22 protein-coding genes are annotated in these 17,612 nt (G+C 36.9%); 8 read left to right on the forward strand and 14 right to left on the reverse strand.

Annotation, left to right across the window (positions count from 1 at the left end; translation table 11 throughout):
• The 4 genes from BM207_RS05810 to dnaJ all read left to right on the forward strand — a co-directional run bounded on the left by BM207_RS05810 (nt 1) and on the right by dnaJ (nt 2,822).
• Nucleotides 1–204 (forward strand): fructose-6-phosphate aldolase, encoded by a 204-nt coding sequence (locus tag BM207_RS05810; protein WP_090992632.1) that lies wholly within the window; start codon nt 1–3, stop codon nt 202–204.
• Between the two features lie 3 nt (nt 205–207).
• Nucleotides 208–891, forward strand: coding sequence for a cell division ATP-binding protein FtsE (locus BM207_RS05815; protein ID WP_090992633.1), 684 nt, complete (start codon nt 208–210; stop codon nt 889–891).
• Between the two features lie 175 nt (nt 892–1,066).
• Nucleotides 1,067–1,648, forward strand: a complete 582-nt coding sequence (locus BM207_RS05820; protein ID WP_394332964.1) for a nucleotide exchange factor GrpE — start codon at nt 1,067–1,069, stop codon at nt 1,646–1,648.
• Nucleotides 1,649–1,652: 4 nt separating this feature from the next.
• Complete coding sequence (gene dnaJ / locus BM207_RS05825; protein WP_090992634.1) at nt 1,653–2,822, forward strand: molecular chaperone DnaJ; 1,170 nt, start codon at nt 1,653–1,655, stop codon at nt 2,820–2,822.
• Between the two features lie 69 nt (nt 2,823–2,891).
• Here the strand turns inward: dnaJ and BM207_RS05830 are convergent, their stop codons facing one another.
• On the reverse strand, nt 2,892–3,398 hold the full coding sequence (locus tag BM207_RS05830; protein WP_090992635.1) for a hypothetical protein: 507 nt from the start codon (nt 3,396–3,398) through the stop codon (nt 2,892–2,894).
• Nucleotides 3,399–3,550: 152 nt separating this feature from the next.
• On the opposite strand from BM207_RS05830, the gene BM207_RS05835 reads away from it, so the two are divergent.
• The 3 genes from BM207_RS05835 to BM207_RS05845 are packed head-to-tail and all read left to right on the forward strand — an operon-like array spanning nt 3,551 to nt 6,700.
• Entirely contained in the window at nt 3,551–4,462 is a 912-nt protein-coding gene (locus tag BM207_RS05835) for an ABC transporter ATP-binding protein (RefSeq protein WP_090992636.1), read from the forward strand.
• A complete protein-coding gene (locus tag BM207_RS05840; protein ID WP_090992637.1) occupies nt 4,455–5,795 on the forward strand; it encodes an ABC transporter permease in 1,341 nt (446 codons plus the stop codon). Before BM207_RS05835 ends, BM207_RS05840 begins: the two co-directional genes overlap by 8 nt.
• Nucleotides 5,796–5,800: 5 nt before the next feature.
• Entirely contained in the window at nt 5,801–6,700 is a 900-nt protein-coding gene (locus BM207_RS05845; protein ID WP_090992638.1) for a Ppx/GppA phosphatase family protein, read from the forward strand.
• Nucleotides 6,701–6,708: 8 nt separating this feature from the next.
• Here the strand turns inward: BM207_RS05845 and BM207_RS05850 are convergent, their stop codons facing one another.
• The 13 genes from BM207_RS05850 to BM207_RS05910 all read right to left on the reverse strand — a co-directional run bounded on the left by BM207_RS05850 (nt 6,709) and on the right by BM207_RS05910 (nt 16,777).
• Nucleotides 6,709–7,278 carry a Maf family protein gene (locus BM207_RS05850; RefSeq protein WP_090992639.1) on the reverse strand — a complete coding sequence of 190 codons (570 nt, stop codon included), beginning with the start codon at nt 7,276–7,278 and terminating at the stop codon, nt 6,709–6,711.
• 93 nt (nt 7,279–7,371) lie between these two features.
• On the reverse strand, nt 7,372–7,782 hold the full coding sequence (locus BM207_RS05855) for a Spy/CpxP family protein refolding chaperone (protein WP_090992640.1): 411 nt from the start codon (nt 7,780–7,782) through the stop codon (nt 7,372–7,374).
• A gap of 149 nt (nt 7,783–7,931) precedes the next feature.
• On the reverse strand, nt 7,932–8,456 hold the full coding sequence (locus tag BM207_RS05860; protein ID WP_090992641.1) for a KdsC family phosphatase: 525 nt from the start codon (nt 8,454–8,456) through the stop codon (nt 7,932–7,934).
• 3 nt (nt 8,457–8,459) lie between these two features.
• Nucleotides 8,460–8,702 carry a Fe-S cluster assembly protein IscX gene (gene iscX, locus BM207_RS05865; protein WP_090992642.1) on the reverse strand — a complete coding sequence of 81 codons (243 nt, stop codon included), beginning with the start codon at nt 8,700–8,702 and terminating at the stop codon, nt 8,460–8,462.
• A 48-nt stretch (nt 8,703–8,750) separates the two neighbouring features.
• Nucleotides 8,751–9,083, reverse strand: a complete 333-nt coding sequence (locus tag BM207_RS05870; RefSeq protein WP_090992643.1) for a 2Fe-2S iron-sulfur cluster-binding protein — start codon at nt 9,081–9,083, stop codon at nt 8,751–8,753.
• 39 nt (nt 9,084–9,122) lie between these two features.
• A complete protein-coding gene (locus BM207_RS05875) occupies nt 9,123–9,884 on the reverse strand; it encodes a Rossmann-like and DUF2520 domain-containing protein (protein ID WP_090992644.1) in 762 nt (253 codons plus the stop codon).
• Complete coding sequence (locus BM207_RS05880; RefSeq protein WP_090992645.1) at nt 9,885–12,359, reverse strand: heme lyase CcmF/NrfE family subunit; 2,475 nt, start codon at nt 12,357–12,359, stop codon at nt 9,885–9,887.
• Entirely contained in the window at nt 12,359–12,775 is a 417-nt protein-coding gene (locus BM207_RS05885) for a cytochrome c maturation protein CcmE domain-containing protein (protein ID WP_090992646.1), read from the reverse strand. The genes BM207_RS05880 and BM207_RS05885 overlap by 1 nt, the downstream gene beginning before the upstream one ends.
• Nucleotides 12,776–12,895: 120 nt before the next feature.
• Nucleotides 12,896–13,534: a peptide-methionine (S)-S-oxide reductase MsrA gene (msrA, locus tag BM207_RS05890; protein WP_090992647.1), complete on the reverse strand. Its 639-nt coding sequence runs from the start codon at nt 13,532–13,534 to the stop codon at nt 12,896–12,898.
• 126 nt (nt 13,535–13,660) lie between these two features.
• Nucleotides 13,661–15,082 (reverse strand): Glu/Leu/Phe/Val family dehydrogenase, encoded by a 1,422-nt coding sequence (locus BM207_RS05895; protein WP_090992956.1) that lies wholly within the window; start codon nt 15,080–15,082, stop codon nt 13,661–13,663.
• 144 nt (nt 15,083–15,226) lie between these two features.
• On the reverse strand, nt 15,227–15,445 hold the full coding sequence (locus BM207_RS05900) for a CcmD family protein (protein WP_090992648.1): 219 nt from the start codon (nt 15,443–15,445) through the stop codon (nt 15,227–15,229).
• Nucleotides 15,446–15,447: 2 nt separating this feature from the next.
• Entirely contained in the window at nt 15,448–16,104 is a 657-nt protein-coding gene (gene ccsA / locus BM207_RS05905) for a cytochrome c biogenesis protein CcsA (protein ID WP_090992649.1), read from the reverse strand.
• A 7-nt stretch (nt 16,105–16,111) separates the two neighbouring features.
• Nucleotides 16,112–16,777, reverse strand: coding sequence for a heme exporter protein CcmB (locus tag BM207_RS05910; RefSeq protein WP_090992650.1), 666 nt, complete (start codon nt 16,775–16,777; stop codon nt 16,112–16,114).
• Between the two features lie 347 nt (nt 16,778–17,124).
• On the opposite strand from BM207_RS05910, the gene BM207_RS05920 reads away from it, so the two are divergent.
• Nucleotides 17,125–17,607 (forward strand): methylated-DNA--[protein]-cysteine S-methyltransferase, encoded by a 483-nt coding sequence (locus BM207_RS05920; RefSeq protein ID WP_177217068.1) that lies wholly within the window; start codon nt 17,125–17,127, stop codon nt 17,605–17,607.
• Nucleotides 17,608–17,612: the final 5 nt, after the last annotated feature.

Here is a 17,612-nt window from a genome sequence, read left to right on the forward strand (position 1 = left end):
ATGTATATCATAAAAGTAAAAGGCATTGCCAAAATACCCGATTATGTTCAGTTAAGAGATGAAAAATTCACTTTATTGGCTTATTTTAGGGTAGATAGACCTGATAAATCATTAGAAAAATTAGGATTTGGCGATAAACAAGCCTATATTATGAGTTTCATTAATGATTTGCCTTTTGGACAAATTGCTAAAATTGATTTATAGAACATGGCAGGACACTCAGTTATTAACTTACAAAACGTAGATGTTTATCAACAGAAACATCTTGTTTTAGCTAATGTAAATTTGAATATTGAAAAAGGTGAATTTGTTTTCTTAATCGGACAAACCGGATCGGGAAAGAGTAGTTTGCTTAAGATTATTTACGGCGATTTACATATCGGAAATGGCAATGGAAAAGTTGCAGATTTTGATCTTAAAAATTTGGCCGATAAAGAGGTACCCTATTTAAGACGTAAATTGGGAATTGTTTTTCAAGACTTCCAGCTTTTAAGTGATAGAACTATCGAAAAGAATTTAGAATTCGTGTTAAAGGCTACCGGCTGGAATGACGAAAATTTAATTAACGAGCGGATTAAAGACGTATTAGATAAAGTGGGTTTACGTTCAAAAATCAAGAAAATGCCCCATGAAATTTCTGGTGGCGAACAACAGCGTATAGTAATTGCAAGAGCTTTATTAAATAATCCTGAAATTATTCTTGCCGATGAACCTACAGGGAATTTGGATCCTGAAACCTCCGAAGAAATCGTTTTGTTATTGAAACAAATTAGTCAGAGTGGTACGGCAGTATTAATGGCCACACATGATTACCATATCATCAGAACCTTCCCTTCTAGAATTATCAAATGTGAAGGTGGTAGGATGCACGAGGACGCACAGATTTCCTAAATTTAACATTGTCCTTTCTCACGATTATCTTGGTGTTAACAACTAAGTCAGTTCTGACAAAATAAAATAAATCAGTCATTCTGTGCAGTAATGCTCTTGTAAAACTGACAGCATGGCTGATTTTTGTTATTGGCAAAACTTTTGAGTTTAAACCCAAAAAGCACGAGTATATAACATGTTTAATAAGAAGAAAAAGAACGAAGAGCCCATGACTGATGAAGATTTGGCAGCACAAGAAGCAATGAATCAAGAAACCAACGAAAATAACGTTGAAGAAAACATCGCCCCTGAACCTGTTATAGAGTTGTCTGTCGAAGAAAAATTACAACAAGAAAATGGTGTGTTAAATGACAAATACCTTCGTCTGTTTGCAGAGTTTGATAATTATAAGCGCAGGACACAAAAAGAGCGCATTGAACTTTTACAAACTGCTGGAAAAGACGTTGTGGTTTCGCTATTACCCGTTTTAGATGATTTCGACCGTGCGTTAAAAGCAACGGAGACAGCGACAGAGGTTACCGCTATTCGTGAAGGTATCATGCTTGTTCAAAATAAGTTGAAAAGCATTTTAACGCAAAAAGGATTAAAGGAAATGGAAAGTTTACATGCCACTTTCGATACAGATATTCACGAGGCTATTACAAAAATTCCTGCGCCTACCGACGATTTAAAAGGGAAAGTAGTGGATGAGCTTGAAAAGGGTTATACTTTAAATGATAAAGTTATCCGTTTTGCGAAAGTAGTTGTTGGAGCATAAAAAAATGAGCAAAAGAGATTTTTACGACATTCTTGGCATAGCCAAAAACGCATCTGCAGAAGAAATAAAAAAAGCTTACCGTAAGCTGGCTATCAAATATCATCCTGACAAGAACCCGGATGATAAAGCTGCTGAGGAGAAATTTAAAGAAGCGGCAGAAGCCTATGAGGTTTTAAGTAACCCGGAGAAAAAGCAACGTTATGACCAATATGGTCACGCTGGTGTTGGAGGTGCTGCAGGAGGCGGTGGTTACGGTGGCGGTGGTATGAACATGGAAGATATCTTTAGCCAATTTGGCGATATCTTTGGCGGCGGTGGCGGAAGTCCTTTCGATAGCTTTTTCGGTGGCGGCGGTCAATCTAGAAGCAGCGGAAGACGAGTTACAAAAGGCACTAATCTCCGCATAAAGGTTAAATTAACGCTGGAAGAAATAGCGAATGGCTCAGAGAAAAAAATTAAAGTAAACAAACAGGTTACCTGTAAAACCTGCGATGGCAGCGGAGCTAAGGATAAATCATCCGTAAGCACATGTAGCACCTGCGGCGGTAGTGGAGCAGTGCGGAGGGTAACCAATACAATTTTGGGACAAATGCAAACCACTGCAACTTGTCCTACGTGTCACGGTAACGGTCAACAAATTACGGCAAAATGCGGTGCTTGCCATGGCGACGGAATTGTACGTGGCGAAGAAACCATCAACATTAATATTCCCGCAGGCGTTAGCGATGGTATGCAGTTAAGTATGGCAGGAAAAGGTAATGCAGCTGCTAATGGTGGTGTGCCTGGAGACCTGATTATATTAATTGAGGAATTACCACATGAGACATTAAAACGTGAGGGCAATAATATTGTATATGATCTACATTTAAGCATTATTGACGCAGCATTGGGAATTAGCGCCGAGGTTCCAACGATTGATGGAAAGGCAAAAATTAAAATTGATGCTGGAACACAAAGTGGAAAATTATTACGCTTAAAAGGCAAAGGTATTCCTGAGATTAATTCTTACCATCGTGGAGATGAGATTATACATGTAAATATATGGACTCCAAAAGTCTTAAATAGTGAAGAAAGGACTATGTTGGAGAAATTAAGAGAGTCTCCAAATTTCAAGCCTCAACCTGGGAAACATGACAAGAGTTTCTTCGACAAGATGAAAGAATATTTCGAATAAAAACTATTAAAAAGCCGATACGTTAATAATGTATCGGCTTTTTCTCTACTGCTTTTTAACTAAATTTTGCTAAAACTCAAGATAAAATATATTCCCGTCTGTATAGCCTTGAAGTGAACCATTTTCAATTGGTGCCTCTACCTCGTTAACTAGTAATTTCTCTATTTTAGAAGTCGTTGTATTAAGTTTAAGATTTAACTTATAGGGAGTCCTATCTCCTAACTGGAGATAAAAGGTGCCATTTGTTGATGCAGTTAAAGCTACAATATTTTGAGCGTGAAGTTGATGAAAAGTAAATTGGTTTGATCCATAAGAAAAAGGCGGTCGTATGCCGAAATCGACATTTTTAGTCTGCCCATTTGCGTCTAATACATAAAGTTTAATATGATTAACGGTAAAGGAATTGTTGGTTTTCAAATTTAATAAATCTTCTCCTGCTGCGTTTTTTATTACTAAGCTTAAATATGGATAGCTTAACGGCGAACAAGCACAGGGTCCTCTTTCCCCTATCTCTTGTTTTTTACAGCCTAGATGTGCAACAATAATAATTGCGAATGCGATCAAAAATTTCTTCATTTTTTCTTAGTTAAAGTTAGTAGCGACCTGCGTTAGCCGTTATTCACTGATACGGAGTTTTAATATGATATGTTACATCTTTTACTTAATATTCATCATGTAACAATAAAAGGTTTTAATTATCTTAACAGCACGAAACTAAATTATAGAAAATGTTAAGTGTAAAAAATATTGTTAAACAATATGCAGCTCACCGCGCTTTGGACAATGTAAGTCTGGAAGTAGAAAAAGGTAAAATATTTGGACTCCTGGGACCAAATGGCGCTGGTAAAACTTCTCTCATCCGTATCATTACGCAAATAACGGCACCAGATAGCGGTGAAGTAATATTTAATGGCAAACGTTTAAATACTGATCATATCTCGCAAATTGGATATCTACCGGAAGAACGGGGTTTGTACAAGAAGATGGAAATTGGCGAGCAGATTCTATACCTCTCGAAATTAAAGGGATTGAGCACAGCCGAAGCAACTAAACGTATTAAATTCTGGTTTGAGAAACTTGAAATGGGAAGTTGGTGGAATAAAAAAGTAGAAGATTTGAGCAAGGGGATGCAGCAAAAAGTTCAGTTTGTAGCTACGGTACTCCATCAACCTGAGTTAATTATTCTTGACGAACCATTCTCTGGCTTCGACCCAGTAAACGCAGATATTATTAAAAACGAAATACTTGAACTGAATAGACAAGGGGCGACATTTATTTTTTCAACCCATAGAATGGAAAGTGTCGAGGAACTTTGTGACCATATTGCGTTGATCCATCAATCTAAAAAAATCTTGGATGGCAGCGTAGACGAAATCAAGGGGACTTACCGCAACAACACCTATTGGCTCGAATATGAAGGCACCTATAATGTACAAAGTACTAACGGCATTTTTGACGTATTACAAACTGAGCAAGTGAAAGAAAAAACCCTGATCAAGCTTCAATTGCGCCCCGAAAAAACAGTAAATGAGGTACTTTCTATCTTACTCCCCCATGTTTCAATTACTAAGTTGGATGAAGTAATTCCAACGATGAACGATATTTTTATAGATAAAGTTAAAGGACAACATCATGAATAAAATTTTATTAATTATACGTAGAGAATATTTATCACGGGTAAAGAAAAAGTCGTTCATTGTTATGACTTTTTTAACACCCTTGTTAATTGCTGGAATTTATGCCTTAATTGGCTACTTTACCTACAAAGGGATTAATGACACCTACGATAAGGTTGCAGTAGTTAATGACAATAAAATCTTAACAGAGAAATTAATATCTGATAAAAACATTAAATATGAGTATGTAAATAGAAATTTGGATGAGATGAAAACGTCACTCAAAAAAAGTGATTATGATTATGTACTATATCTTCCCAATTTCACATTGCAGGCACCTAATAACATTCAGCTTTACGGCGCGAAACAAGCAGGATTATCATTAAACAGAAGAATATCCAATGACATAGAAGAGCTAATTCGCAATCAAAAATTAAAAGAATCCGGGATTGCTCAAAGTGACCTTGATCAATTGAAAACTAACGTTGATATATCCACCAAAAAAATTGCTGAAACCGGTCAGGAAGAGGATTCGAGTGCTGGAGCAAGTACCATCATAGCTTTTATTGCTGGGATATTGATGTTTATGTTCATCATGCTATACGGCATTCAGGTGATGCGCGGAGTGATTGAAGAAAAAACCAGCCGTATCATTGAAGTAATGATCTCCTCGGTTAAACCTTTTCAACTGATGATGGGTAAAATTATCGGCATTGCTATGGTGGGCTTAACGCAGTTTATTTTGTGGATTGTACTTACCTTAACAATATCGACCGCCGTAGTTAGTTTCTTTGCGAACAAAGATGATATTGAAAAAACTGTGGCAGTTGCGAAAGCTGGACAAGCGGGTACTCAATTATCACATGGGAGTTCTGCTATTGCAATGCAGCAAGGCCCAATGGTCGATATACAAAAAAGCTTAGCGGGGTTACCAATTGGAAAAATTGTAACGGTGTTTATATTTTTCTTTTTAGCAGGATATTTATTTTACAGTGCTTTATACGCTGCTATAGGGTCGGCTGTGGATAGTGAAACAGAGACCCAACAATTTATGATGCCCGTGATGATGCCGCTGTTATTAGGCTACGCACTTTCGTTAAGTGTTGTGACCAATGATCCTTATGGTCCTGTTGCTTTTTGGCTTTCCATGATTCCTTTTACCTCTCCTATTGCCATGGTAGTACGCCTGCCCTATGGAGTTCCCAATTGGGAGTTAGCACTATCAATGTTCATTTTAGTAGTCGGTTTTATAGGTACAGTTTGGGTTGCAGGAAGAATTTACCGAGTTGGTATTTTAATGTATGGTAAAAAAACAACCTTTAAAGAAATGTTTAAATGGTTTAGCTATAAAGGTTAGGGGCAATGAAAATTGCAATAATTGATCTTGGAACCAATACCTTTCATCTCTTAATCGCAGCGGTTAGGTTTGGTGAACCTTTTATAATTTACAAAACTAATGTACCGGTTAGGTTAGGTGAAGACATCACTAAAGAAAATTCAATTATCCCTTTAGCCTTTAATCGTGGAATTTCTTGTTTGCAGGAATTCAGGAAAACTATTGACTTTTATAAAATTAAAACAATAAAAGCTGTGGCTACATCGGGTGTACGAAGTGCTAGGAATGGCAACGACTTTGTAACTGCAGCAAAAGAAGTCGCAGGTATTGCCATTGATATAATTGATGGCGATGAAGAGGCAACTTATATTTATGAAGGAGTAAAATGGAGTGGTGCAATTACCCAATCCTCTTTAATTATGGATATAGGAGGTGGAAGCACTGAATTTATTCTTTGCGATCAGGAAAATGTCATCTGGAAAAAGAGCTATAACATTGGAGCGGCCAGACTGATGCAATCATTTTTTAAGTCCGATCCAATTTCTTTAAAGGATCAATTGGCTATAATTGCCCATTTGGATGCTCAGCTAACAGAACTTATCACACTTTGCCAAATACATAAACCAAAAACATTAATTGGTTCAGCTGGGGCTTTCGAGACATTTGACACGATGATTAATCCTAAATTGGAAAATTATACTGCCACTATTGATTACAATGCTTATCAGGAACTTTCATCTAAGCTAATCAACGCCAATCACTTGCAACGGGCAAACATGGATGGCTTAATCCCCTTAAGAGTAGATATGATTGTAATGGCTGCTTTATTAACTAATTATGTGTTAACAAAATTAAATATCAAGGAAATAACTTTATCTACTTTTGATTTAAAAATGGGTGTGTTGGCTAAAAGTGTGGAGCATTAACTGTAATCCTATGATAAGCTCTTTAGTTCATCATATAACCGCTCGGTAGGTAATCCCATAACATTGGTATAAGACCCTAACATACGTGTCACAACTACCAAACCCCAGTAATCTTGAATACCATAGCTTCCAGCTTTATCAAACGGCTTAAAATTGTCAATATAAAAGTTGATTTCCTCTTCGCTTACCGCTCTACAGAACACCTCTGTAACATCATAAAAGGAATGCATTTTATTGTCTTTAACCAAAGCTACTCCCGTATAGACCTCGTGTTTGTTAGCTGCTAATGCTTTCAACATTTCGTAGGCATGGACTTTATCTCTCGGCTTACCTAAAATTTCTCCATCTAAAGCAACAATCGTATCGGCAGTAATGACTATCTTACCCGAAACATCTCCAAATGCTGTTGCTTTTTGTTCGGCAACATAAACTGCTATTTCTGCAGGGCTTAAATTCTCAGGATAGCTTTCATCAACATCCTTAAGGTCGACACTGAAATCTAGGCCCATCAATTTTAATAATTCATGTCTCCGGGGAGATTTAGAGGCTAAAACAATAGGGAGCTTTTGTTGATACATTTTGTAAATTTCCACGAAAATAGCAAAAAGCAATATAAACAACAAAAGCGACTATAAGTCGCTTCTGTTATATTATAAAGAAAGGAGCTTTAATTATTGACCGCCACCTTCTTGTCTTTCTTTCATTCTTTTTTCCATCGCTGCTTTTTGCTCATCTAACATAGTTTGATAAGCTTTTTTCTGATCATCAGTTAAAATTTCTTTGATTTTAGTTTGAGTTTCAGTTTGCATTTTGGTCATTTTCTCTCTCATTGCTGCCATATCGCCACCTCCACCTTGCATTTCTTCACGCATTTTTGTCTGTGCAGCAACTTGTGCAGTAAAGATCACAGTTGCCTTAGCTTTTTGATCGTCAGTTAATTTCAATTTCTCAACCAATTGATCAGTTTGTCTTTTAATTCTTTCTTCTGGCGTACCACCACGGCCTTGTCCACCACCTTGTTGTGCATTAGCGAATGTTACCACACTGAATAATAATCCGCAGATAATTAATAATTTTTTCATGTTTTTTCTTTTTGTTTTAATTGCTATGAAGCGCTAATTTTAATTTAGAACTCCATTTTGGTTCTGTGATTTATGGTTCTTAGAACCTAAAAATAGGATTAAGTTTAATCGCTAAGCGTAACTTAATTATTACAAAATAGTGTGGTAATTTATTTAGCTGAATCAGAAGCCATTGGATTTAAATCGAACCAATTAAGTTGTACTTTGAGTACTTTTTCGATCACATCTCGCACTGCCGTGTCTCCACCTTTTCGTGGCGAAATATAATGTGCAATCTGTTTGATCTCATCTACTGCATCAATGGGACAGGTTGCAATACCAACCAACTTCATCACTTCATAATCAGGCATATCATCGCCCATATATAAAACTTGAGCTGGAGAAATGTCCTTTTCTGTTAGATAATTTTGAAAGACTTTGACTTTGTCGCCAACTCTAAGAAAAACATCGGGCAATCCCAAATTCTCGAAGCGTTTGGTTGTGGCCGGACCACCACTTCCAGATATAATACAAATGTGATAACCCTTTTTTAGCGCTAATTGCAAGGCATAACCATCTTTAATATTGAATGTACGTAAAAGATCTCCGGATTCAGATGCTATGGCAGTTCCGTCTGTTAAAACGCCATCTACATCAAAAATGAACGTGGTAATGTCTTTAAGCCTTTCTAACATATATTACTGATTATCTCTCCACTCATATACCCAAGCAGATTGAATTTGTTCCAAATGTCCTTCGTTGCTCTCTTCTCTTGTTCCTTTAAAATTTGGTAGAGAGAGTACCCATTCAATCAATTCAGTAAAACGAATACGATATATTTTGGCTTCATTAAACTCATCGCCAAATTTTTCATAAAGCTCTTGCGCTATGTCTTCATGATCGTTCCAGTATATCGGTAATGCAAATTTATCGTTGTTCATTTTATTGTTTAACGGGTTAATTGTTGAATTGATTAATTGTTAGCTAATTTAGTGCCCTAAGAATTCAGACTGGTCTGGAATCGTAACCTCTATATCTCCATCTAATACAATACATTGGCAAGCAAGTCGAGAAGTAATTTTTGGTCTAACTGCTCGATCAATAAAATCTTCTTCTTTATCTGATATTTCTTGAATATTATCCATGCCTTTATTCACATAGATATGACAAGTACTGCAACCACAAACACCTCCGCAATTATGTTGTAACTCAATGCCATTGTCTAAAACAATATCTAATACATCTTCTCCAGCAGCAATAGGAAGCTCAATAGATTCTCTTCCCCCCTCTTCAAAATTTATTTTTAATTTAAAAATACTCATAGCTATTTGCAAAAGTAAGCAGCCAAAACGGAAAATGTGTTATTTCTTTGTTTTTTTAATGCTCTCACTTAATATTTGATATATATTTATTAATTGTGGCTGTTCTAGCAACAATTCTTCGTGCTTTTTCATGGTCCGTTCATCGTTTCTTACAGCAGGCCCGGTCTGTACATTCTTTGGCGATGTGAGCTGTACTTTTTCAGCTGTTTCTAAAATCAATGGCCGTATTAAATTGAAATCTAATCCATGACTACTTAGCAGATCTGCGGATATTGCGTATAGATGATTGGTGAAATTGCAAGCAAATACTGCGGCCAAATGCAAAATTTTACGTTTATCGCTCCCAATTTCAACTACATACCTACTTAGCTTCTTTGCTAGCTCTTCAATACAGGTTAAAACAACACCTGTATTAGCCTCAATGCAAATCGGGACAGTCGAAAAATCAATTTCTTTCGCGATAGAGAAAGTCTGCAACGGATAAAAGACACCATATTTCTCAAATCCCTCAAAAACTGTCAAATCTACCGCACCAGAGGTGTGAACGATAATGCCTTTAAAAGTGGTCAACTCTTTAGCCATGCTTAGTATCGCATCATCTTTGATAGCGATTATACAAAAATCTGCGGTCTGATCCAGCTTATTTAGATTTTCGATAGCATCTGCTGATACTAATGTTGCTAGTGCTTGTGCATGGTCATATTGCTTACTCCAAACTTGTGTCACCAAAACTCCGGCGTCTTTAAGCGCTAAACCAATATGAGTGGCTACGTTTCCAGATCCAATAAGTATAACTTTCATCTACTTAGTCGTCACTTCTTTTCTTCTTCTTAGAATAGACATGATAAAGCCAATCACCATTACGATGGTTCCTATCCAATATAAATTGATGTAAGGAAATTCAATGGATTTAAAAACTACCCAATCCTTAGACTGCTGCGGCTTCTCATATACCTGTAGTTCAACCTTATCCTGTTCGGGGATAATTTTAGTAAACCTAAATCTCAAACCTAGTTCTTCAATATTACGGGCAAAATCGAAAATGTTATTTCCTTTAACTAAAAATAACGGCTCCGCATTGTATATTTTCCCGCTTACGTTAACCTCCAAAGTTAAACTAACTGCTAAATCTCCAGGTGCTAACTTTAAATCTTTAACTACTGGAGCTGTATTCATGGCTTTAACCGTTAAAACACCGCTACTTGTATGCAATGTATCTCCTACAGCTAAGTTTAAAATACGTGGGACCTTATAATTTTCCTCTTCCGAATGACCTTCATGTTCGGCGTGTTCTTCCTTTTTGTCGGGAGCACTGGTAATGTGTGTATAAATATCAGATGTTAAATAATGTTTGGTGTCTGGAGAAGCGATCAGCCCCATACTTTCATTTGCCTGTATACTTGGATTTAACTCAAAATCTTCTTTTACTTTACCCGTTTTTTCATCAATTCGCTTAAAGTTAAGCTTATAAAAAGTGTTTGGTGCAATGGTAGTATCGCTTATATAAGTAACAGTGTACTTGCCCATCTTCTTAGGCTCGTTCTTAAATAGCATGATATTTTCGCCAGGGTCTGCAGCTTTTTCAAAATCTCTTACCGGGATATCTTTCTCCTCATTTATAGAAATCGGATTGCTTGTAGCTGCGGCAACTAGGGCTCCTAATAGCAATAATGCAAAGCCAATGTGAGCAACCGCAGAGCCTGCTAGCTTATTTATTTTACCCGCGAATGCTCCTGTAAGTAAACGTGCATTGGAGAGAATGGCAAACACACAACTAAATGTAAGGATGATATACATTAAATTGCTATAAATTTCTGTGAGGTAAACAAAACCACCAGTAATCACCAATGCAAAAACAATAGATGAAATCAGGCTACTGTAAAACTTCCTCGGGTCGGTTCTTTTATACTTTAAGAATTGTGAAAAGCCCGAAACTAGCGTTACTAGGACTGCAAAGGGTGCCTGCCATTTGTTATAATATTTGATTACATCTACCGGAGGAGTAAATGTGGTGCCAAAAGCTTTATTAAATACGGGCACAGAAGTTGTAAATATGACCTGTAAACAGGCTACAGTTAAAACTAGCGCCCCTATGAACATCCAAAACTCTCTCGAATAAGTTTCTTCATCCTTTTGTGTGATAGGCAGTTCCTTCCAGCGTGTGGCAATAAAATAAATAGCGATGACCAAAAACGCAACATTATACAGTATCAAATGCCCAAACATTCCCATGTCTGTAAAAGAGTGAACTGAAGTATCCCCTAAAATACCGCTTCTCGTTAAAAAAGAAGCATATAATACCAAGATAAAACTAATGAAAACCAAAGCAATTGCCGTAAAATAAGCATGCCCTGTATTTTTAAAAGCAATCATTACGTGTACTCCAGCAATGAGTGTTAACCAAGGAATAATTGAAGCATTTTCTACCGGATCCCACGCCCAAAAGCCGCCAAAATTTAGTGCTTCATAAGCCCAAAATGAACCCATAATAATACCCGCGCCTAATATCATCACCGCAAATAAAGCCCAAGGCAATACGGGTTTAATCCACTCTTTGTAGCGTCTTTCCCATAAAGCAGCTATACCATATGCAAATGGGACTACCATACTCGCAAAACCCAAGAATAAGGTGGGTGGGTGAATTACCATCCAGTAATTTTGCAATAATGGATTTAGACCCTGACCATCAGTAATAAATTTAAGATAATTTGCATAATTACTAGGGTCATTGAAAACTACTGGTGCCCATTCTTTTAAGTTTATAACTTCCCTAAAAAGAATAAATGGAGAACTACCAATTCGTTCGCCAAATATTTCAACCCCTAATAACATAGAGGTTAAAAAAACTTGTGAAAATGCAATTACAGTCATCACGCCATTTTCCCACGTTTTAGCCCTCCAAATTAATATTACTCCCAGCAGTGATTGCCAAAATGCCCACAGCCAAAAGCTTCCTTCCTGCCCCTCCCAAAAAGCTGAAATAATATAATATATAGGCAGGGCCTTAGATGAATGGTCATATACGTAATAATACTCATTCTTTTGATTTAAAATCAAATAGAATAGTGTAACTCCAATTCCGATAATGCTTGCCACATTAATTAGAAAGCCCGCTCGTCCTATTTTTGTCCACGAAAGATCTTGTTTATTTTGGTTTTTTACGCCAAAGAAATAGGCAATGGTGGAAAGTAACGAGCCTACAAAGGCAAGCACAATAAAAAGTTGTCCGATTTGACCGGGAAGAAGGCTTTCACCTATAAATTTTACGGAATCCATTAAGATTTGTTGTAAGGTTTTACCTGGCCATCTTTTTGCACTTCGACCAAGTTATCATTATATTTAGAAGGGCACTTCATCAGTATTTTAGAAGCGTAAAATGTATCATTATTCATTTTACCTATTAATACTATTTTTTCAGATCGTTCGAAATCCTGAGGCTTTGTTCCGCTTAAAACCACTTTTTTAACTTTTCCTTTTTCATCTTTCATGAAAAAAGAAAAATGATTGGGATCTTTTACTGCATCGTAGTGCATTCCTTTACTCTTCTCCCAGTAGCCCATTACGTGCTCTTCTTTGTTGGAAGAAGCCGCTTCAGTAAAATTAGAATAGGTATCAGTATCTGCGTTTAAGCTCACTAAAAATCCGATACAGATAGCTATAGTGATTAAACCAACAATTGCACTTTTCCTCATTTAAGTTGTTAAATTAAATCTTCGATTACAAAGATAAAAAAACATACTTAGCTGGAGCATATTGAATACGCTCTATTGCATATCATGACAATTGGTTGATATTAACGAACACTCCAACGCTTACTTAAGCAGTTCGGGCATTGCGGTTCTCAATTTTTCAATTTTTGGTCCACACACCCCCTGCACGTAGGCATCATTCGGATGCAAACGAACATAATTTTGGTGATAGTTCTCAGCTGGGTAAAATGTAGGTAGAGGCTCAACCTCTGTTACAACATCAAGGCCGATATATTTTGTTTCATTAAGGTTTTTGATTTCGGCCTCTACAATCTTCTTTTCTTCCGCATTATCATAAAAGGCTATAGAACGATAACTGGTTCCAACATCCGGACCTTGTCTATTAAGTTCTGTTGGATTATGCATTACAAAAAAAGCATGCGTAAGTTGTTTGAAAGTGATCATACTTGGGTCATAAATAACTTGAACAGCTTCTGCGTGACCAGTTCGCTCGGCTCCAACTTCTTCGTAAGTTGGATTTTCAGTAGTTCCTCCGGCATAGCCACTAGTAGCTTTGACAACGCCCTTTAGCTGGCTAAATCCTTCTTGAATACCCCAAAAACAACCTCCAGCAAACACTGCAGTACGTTCGGTCGATTTAACTTCTGGCAATTTAGCTTTGGTATGATTATTCTCTGAAGAACCGCAGGATCCGAGTAAAAATAAGGTAACGATAACGATAAATAAACTGAAAGATTTCATATTATAAATTTATTCAATATACGTTTGAAAATTGAAAAAAGTTTTGACACATATATTAAGTTACAAAAAGGGGCCCAAATAAATTTGGACCCCTGTGATATTATTTACTGAAACCTGTTTACTGACCTATGGCCAAATACCCAAATTCATGTAAGACACGGCTATTTTATCAATTGAATTTACAAATGCAGCTGTTCTTAATGTTTTAACTTGTGGCTTAGTAATCCAGGTTTCTCTTATTTCGCGATAAGAATGGATCATGGTATCTTCTAAACCTGAATTCACAAGTTCCATCTCAGAGGCACCTTTAACGATCATTAAACGATTTTCTGCAGGGATTTTCTTACCTGTTAAATTCTCTAAAGTATTGATCAAGTTAGCATTAGAATTTTCTGCATAACGACTTTCCATACGACCAAAAGCCACGTGTGAAAGATTTTTTAACCATTCGAAATACGAAACTGTTACTCCACCAGCATTACAATACATATCTGGAATAATCATTCCTCCCATTTCGGTGAAAATCTCCTCAGCTTCGGGTGTACAAGGACCATTTGCACCTTCAGCAATAATTTTCGCTTTGATGTTACGGATGTTTGCGTCGGTGATTTGATTTTCCAATGCTGCTGGAACCAAAATATCACAATCTTGTTCCAGGCCTTCCAATGAATTTTTGAAGTCCTTAGCCCCTGCAAATCCTAAGATCGAGCCTGTATTTTTTCTATGAGCAAAAACCTCATCAATATTTAAACCATTTGCGTTGTAAATTGCTCCTTCAAACTCACAAACACCAACAATTGTAGCTCCAAACTCTGCCAAGAATTTAGCTGAATGATAGCCTACATTACCTAATCCCTGAACAATTACTCTTTTACCATCTAAGCCAGCCGTTAAACCAACTTTAGCCATATCATCTGCAAACGACACACATTCACGTACTGCGTAAGCCACACCTCTTCCTGTTGCTTCTTTACGACCACGAATTCCGTGTAAGGCAATTGGTTTACCTGTTACACAACCCAATGCGTCTAACGAGCCAGGGTTCATTGTCATATAAGTATCTGCAATCCAGCTCATTTCACGTTCACCAGAACCATAATCAGGAGCTGGAACATCAATACCAGGACCAATGAAATTCTTTTTTATCAACTCTGTAGTATAACGACGGGTAATCGTTTCCAACTCGGCAACCGTATAATTTTTTGGATTAATGCAAATTCCACCCTTAGCGCCACCAAAGGGAACGTTTACAATCGCACACTTAAAAGTCATCAACGCCGCAAGCGCCATTACTTCGTCTTCGTTAACCATATCACTGTAACGAATACCACCTTTTGTTGGGCTCATGTGATGAGAATGCTCTACACGCCATGCATCAATTACTTCGAAACCGTTACCTCTGCGAATTGGAAATTGGAAACGGTATACACTGTTACATGCTTTTATCTGAGCCAATAAACCTTCCGGATGGTTGGTGAATTGTGCGGCACTATCAAAGTTCTTACAAACATCTTGAAAGAAACTTGTTTCGTTTGCTGTATTAGCCATTATTTGTAGTTTTATAAATGTAGTTTTTCTTTTACGGGTGCAAAATTGCATTAAAATAAACCATTAATGCAAGTGCAAATTTGCTTAGTGTAAGAACAACACCATATATAAAGGGATAAAAGATTGGGATTAGATAGTTTAAAATTAGTTTTTGTCGCCAGATTTTTTTTCTAACATTTTCAATCTTTTTTCAATTGCAAAAAGATACGTCAATAAACCAAGTAGTATAATGACAATACTGATGACAACAATATAGATTTTTCCATTGCTACGCAACGCATCAGCCATTTCGATTTCGCTTGCTTGGGCGAATAAATTCATTGATGTGATTAGCATGATTAAAGTAAAAACGATCTTCTTCATAATTATTGTTGTTTATAAGTTAATGAACTTATTCTGAAACGAATAGTGTAAATCCAATATCCTATTAAAATCCAGCCTAAGCATGCGGGATAAAATACCATGCGCATTCTACTATCCAAGTCGTACATGTTAAAACCCGGGTTCCCTCCATTTCCGGGATGTAGAGAATCTTTTAATCTTGGAAGCACAAAAATGAGCACAATCATCATTGGAAAGGCAAAAATGTTATAAATAGCAGATATTTTAGCCCTTTTCTGCTCTTCGTCGATGGCATTTCTTAGAATAAGATAGGCGAAATACAATAATAATGAGATTGCTGAAAAGTTCTGCTTTGGATCAAAGCTCCAGAATTCACCCCAGGCAAACTTTGCCCAAACCATTCCAGTTAACAAACCTAAAACACCAAAAACTACGCCAACATTTACGCTTTCAACAGCTTTGAGATCGTCGTATTGACTGCGACTAAGCAATGATTTAACTCCAAAATAAATTGAATTTGAAAACAATACAATCATTGCAAACCACATTGGAACATGAAAATAAAGGTTTCGAATTGATTCATGTAAAATAGGCAGTCGAGGTACTCCCATTAACAAACCTGCAATTGTTGAGTAAAGCACCAATAAAGCGCCTAAAATTTTCCACCAATTTTTCTTCATAACTTATTTAATCTCTCCACAAATATGGGAATAAAATTAACGACACACTCATTACCATGGCATTTATCACCAACAAAAGTCCGATATCATCTAAACTTACACTACGATCCAATCCATCGATTGCATTTTTAGCCAATTTTACCAAAACAATCAATACGGGGATGATTATTGGGAAACTTAAGATAGCCATCAACATACCACCATTCCCTGCTTTTGAAGCAATTGCAGAAACCATCGTAAATATTGTGGCGAAACTTAAACTTCCTAAGATAACAGCAACCAAATACATCAGATAATCGATATCTGCCGGTGGCTCGAACACCAGGCAATAAAACGCCAGCGCAACTAATGTTAAACCGATCATCAATAAGCTATTATAGAGTGTTTTGGCAATGATTAAAGCGAGGGGACTCACCAACGTGTAAATATATAAGTGGCGGCCTTTACTTTCTTGAAGAAAGCTTTTTGCCACTGCATTAATTGATGCAAACAGCATAATAATCCAAAATAACGCATTCCAAGTTAGTTTCTCGGGCATGGAGATGAACGACATATAGCAAACAAAAACGGTGGAAACAACATAAAGCAACACTCCGTTGAGCGCGTATTTAGATCGCCACTCCAATTGCATTTCCTTTTTAATAAGTTGTTTAACCTGATTTGCTAAGTGCATTTGGCAAAGATAGTTTTTTGAGATTAAAGCAGAAAGATCCAGGCTAAAAGCTGTGGAGAAGGAGAAAAGATTAAAGAGGGATGACAAAAGGAAAAGGGAACCCCAGGGGGATGATATAGGAACAACTAAGGAACGACTAAGGAACAAGCCTACTACCCTGGACTTTATGCGGACTTACCATGGATATGGGGTGGACTTAGGGTGGACTCCAATACAGCAAAACCAGGGATTTTAAAAGAGTTAGATTAAGGGATATAGGATTGATTAATCCTATATTAAATATACGAAAAATATCTTACAAAACCTAAGTATAGGTAGAATCTTCACATTAAACTGTAAATTGCGTAATGATTAAATATTGCAGCATTGTTAAAAGTCCGATAGGCGATATTACCGTGATTGCAGATGAAGTTGCCGTTTCAGTAGTTTCTTTTGGCGAAAAAGATACTAAAAGTTTAACAGAAAACGCGATCAGCAAGTTGGCCGCCCAACAACTTGCAGACTATTTTGAGGGTACACTTAAGAACTTTACTTTTCCGATAGCGCAACATGGAACTGAATTTCAGCAAGAAGTTTGGCAAAATCTATTAAAAATACCTTATGCAGAAACTCTTTCATACGCCAAGTTTGCTGCACACAAGCCCTTAGCCATAAGAGCTATAGCAGCAGCTAACGGAAAAAATAATATTGCTATCGCTGTTCCTTGTCACCGAGTAATAGGAAGTGATGGTAAACTAGTGGGCTATGCTGGGGAGTTATGGCGCAAAAAATGGCTCTTACAACATGAAAGGGACATGGCACAAAAAGGACAAACGGAATTGAAATTTTGACCTCA

Origin of the sequence: Pedobacter insulae, from assembly GCF_900113525.1 — a bacterium.
GTDB lineage: Bacteria > Bacteroidota > Bacteroidia > Sphingobacteriales > Sphingobacteriaceae > Pedobacter > Pedobacter insulae.

Bases quoted from the DNA above. Each gene is read 5' to 3' on its own strand.
- BM207_RS05815 (WP_090992633.1), top strand. From the start codon at position 208: ATGGCAGGACACTCAGTTATTAACTTACAAAACGTAGATGTTTATCAA.
- BM207_RS05900 (WP_090992648.1), bottom strand. From the start codon at position 15,445: ATGAAGAAGATCGTTTTTACTTTAATCATGCTAATCACATCAATGAAT.
- BM207_RS05860 (WP_090992641.1), bottom strand. From the start codon at position 8,456: ATGTTAGAAAGGCTTAAAGACATTACCACGTTCATTTTTGATGTAGAT.
- BM207_RS05855 (WP_090992640.1), bottom strand. From the start codon at position 7,782: ATGAAAAAATTATTAATTATCTGCGGATTATTATTCAGTGTGGTAACA.
- BM207_RS05870 (WP_090992643.1), bottom strand. From the start codon at position 9,083: ATGAGTATTTTTAAATTAAAAATAAATTTTGAAGAGGGGGGAAGAGAA.
- BM207_RS05835 (WP_090992636.1), top strand. From the start codon at position 3,551: ATGTTAAGTGTAAAAAATATTGTTAAACAATATGCAGCTCACCGCGCT.
- BM207_RS05875 (WP_090992644.1), bottom strand. From the start codon at position 9,884: ATGAAAGTTATACTTATTGGATCTGGAAACGTAGCCACTCATATTGGT.
- BM207_RS05895 (WP_090992956.1), bottom strand. From the start codon at position 15,082: ATGGCTAATACAGCAAACGAAACAAGTTTCTTTCAAGATGTTTGTAAG.
- BM207_RS05850 (WP_090992639.1), bottom strand. From the start codon at position 7,278: ATGTATCAACAAAAGCTCCCTATTGTTTTAGCCTCTAAATCTCCCCGG.
- msrA (WP_090992647.1), bottom strand. From the start codon at position 13,534: ATGAAATCTTTCAGTTTATTTATCGTTATCGTTACCTTATTTTTACTC.
- BM207_RS05840 (WP_090992637.1), top strand. From the start codon at position 4,455: ATGAATAAAATTTTATTAATTATACGTAGAGAATATTTATCACGGGTA.
- BM207_RS05920 (WP_177217068.1), top strand. From the start codon at position 17,125: ATGATTAAATATTGCAGCATTGTTAAAAGTCCGATAGGCGATATTACC.
- BM207_RS05845 (WP_090992638.1), top strand. From the start codon at position 5,801: ATGAAAATTGCAATAATTGATCTTGGAACCAATACCTTTCATCTCTTA.
- BM207_RS05910 (WP_090992650.1), bottom strand. From the start codon at position 16,777: ATGCACTTAGCAAATCAGGTTAAACAACTTATTAAAAAGGAAATGCAA.
- dnaJ (WP_090992634.1), top strand. From the start codon at position 1,653: ATGAGCAAAAGAGATTTTTACGACATTCTTGGCATAGCCAAAAACGCA.
- iscX (WP_090992642.1), bottom strand. From the start codon at position 8,702: ATGAACAACGATAAATTTGCATTACCGATATACTGGAACGATCATGAA.
- BM207_RS05820 (WP_394332964.1), top strand. From the start codon at position 1,067: ATGTTTAATAAGAAGAAAAAGAACGAAGAGCCCATGACTGATGAAGAT.
- ccsA (WP_090992649.1), bottom strand. From the start codon at position 16,104: ATGAAGAAAAATTGGTGGAAAATTTTAGGCGCTTTATTGGTGCTTTAC.
- BM207_RS05885 (WP_090992646.1), bottom strand. From the start codon at position 12,775: ATGAGGAAAAGTGCAATTGTTGGTTTAATCACTATAGCTATCTGTATC.
- BM207_RS05810 (WP_090992632.1), top strand. From the start codon at position 1: ATGTATATCATAAAAGTAAAAGGCATTGCCAAAATACCCGATTATGTT.
- BM207_RS05880 (WP_090992645.1), bottom strand. From the start codon at position 12,359: ATGGATTCCGTAAAATTTATAGGTGAAAGCCTTCTTCCCGGTCAAATC.
- BM207_RS05830 (WP_090992635.1), bottom strand. From the start codon at position 3,398: ATGAAGAAATTTTTGATCGCATTCGCAATTATTATTGTTGCACATCTA.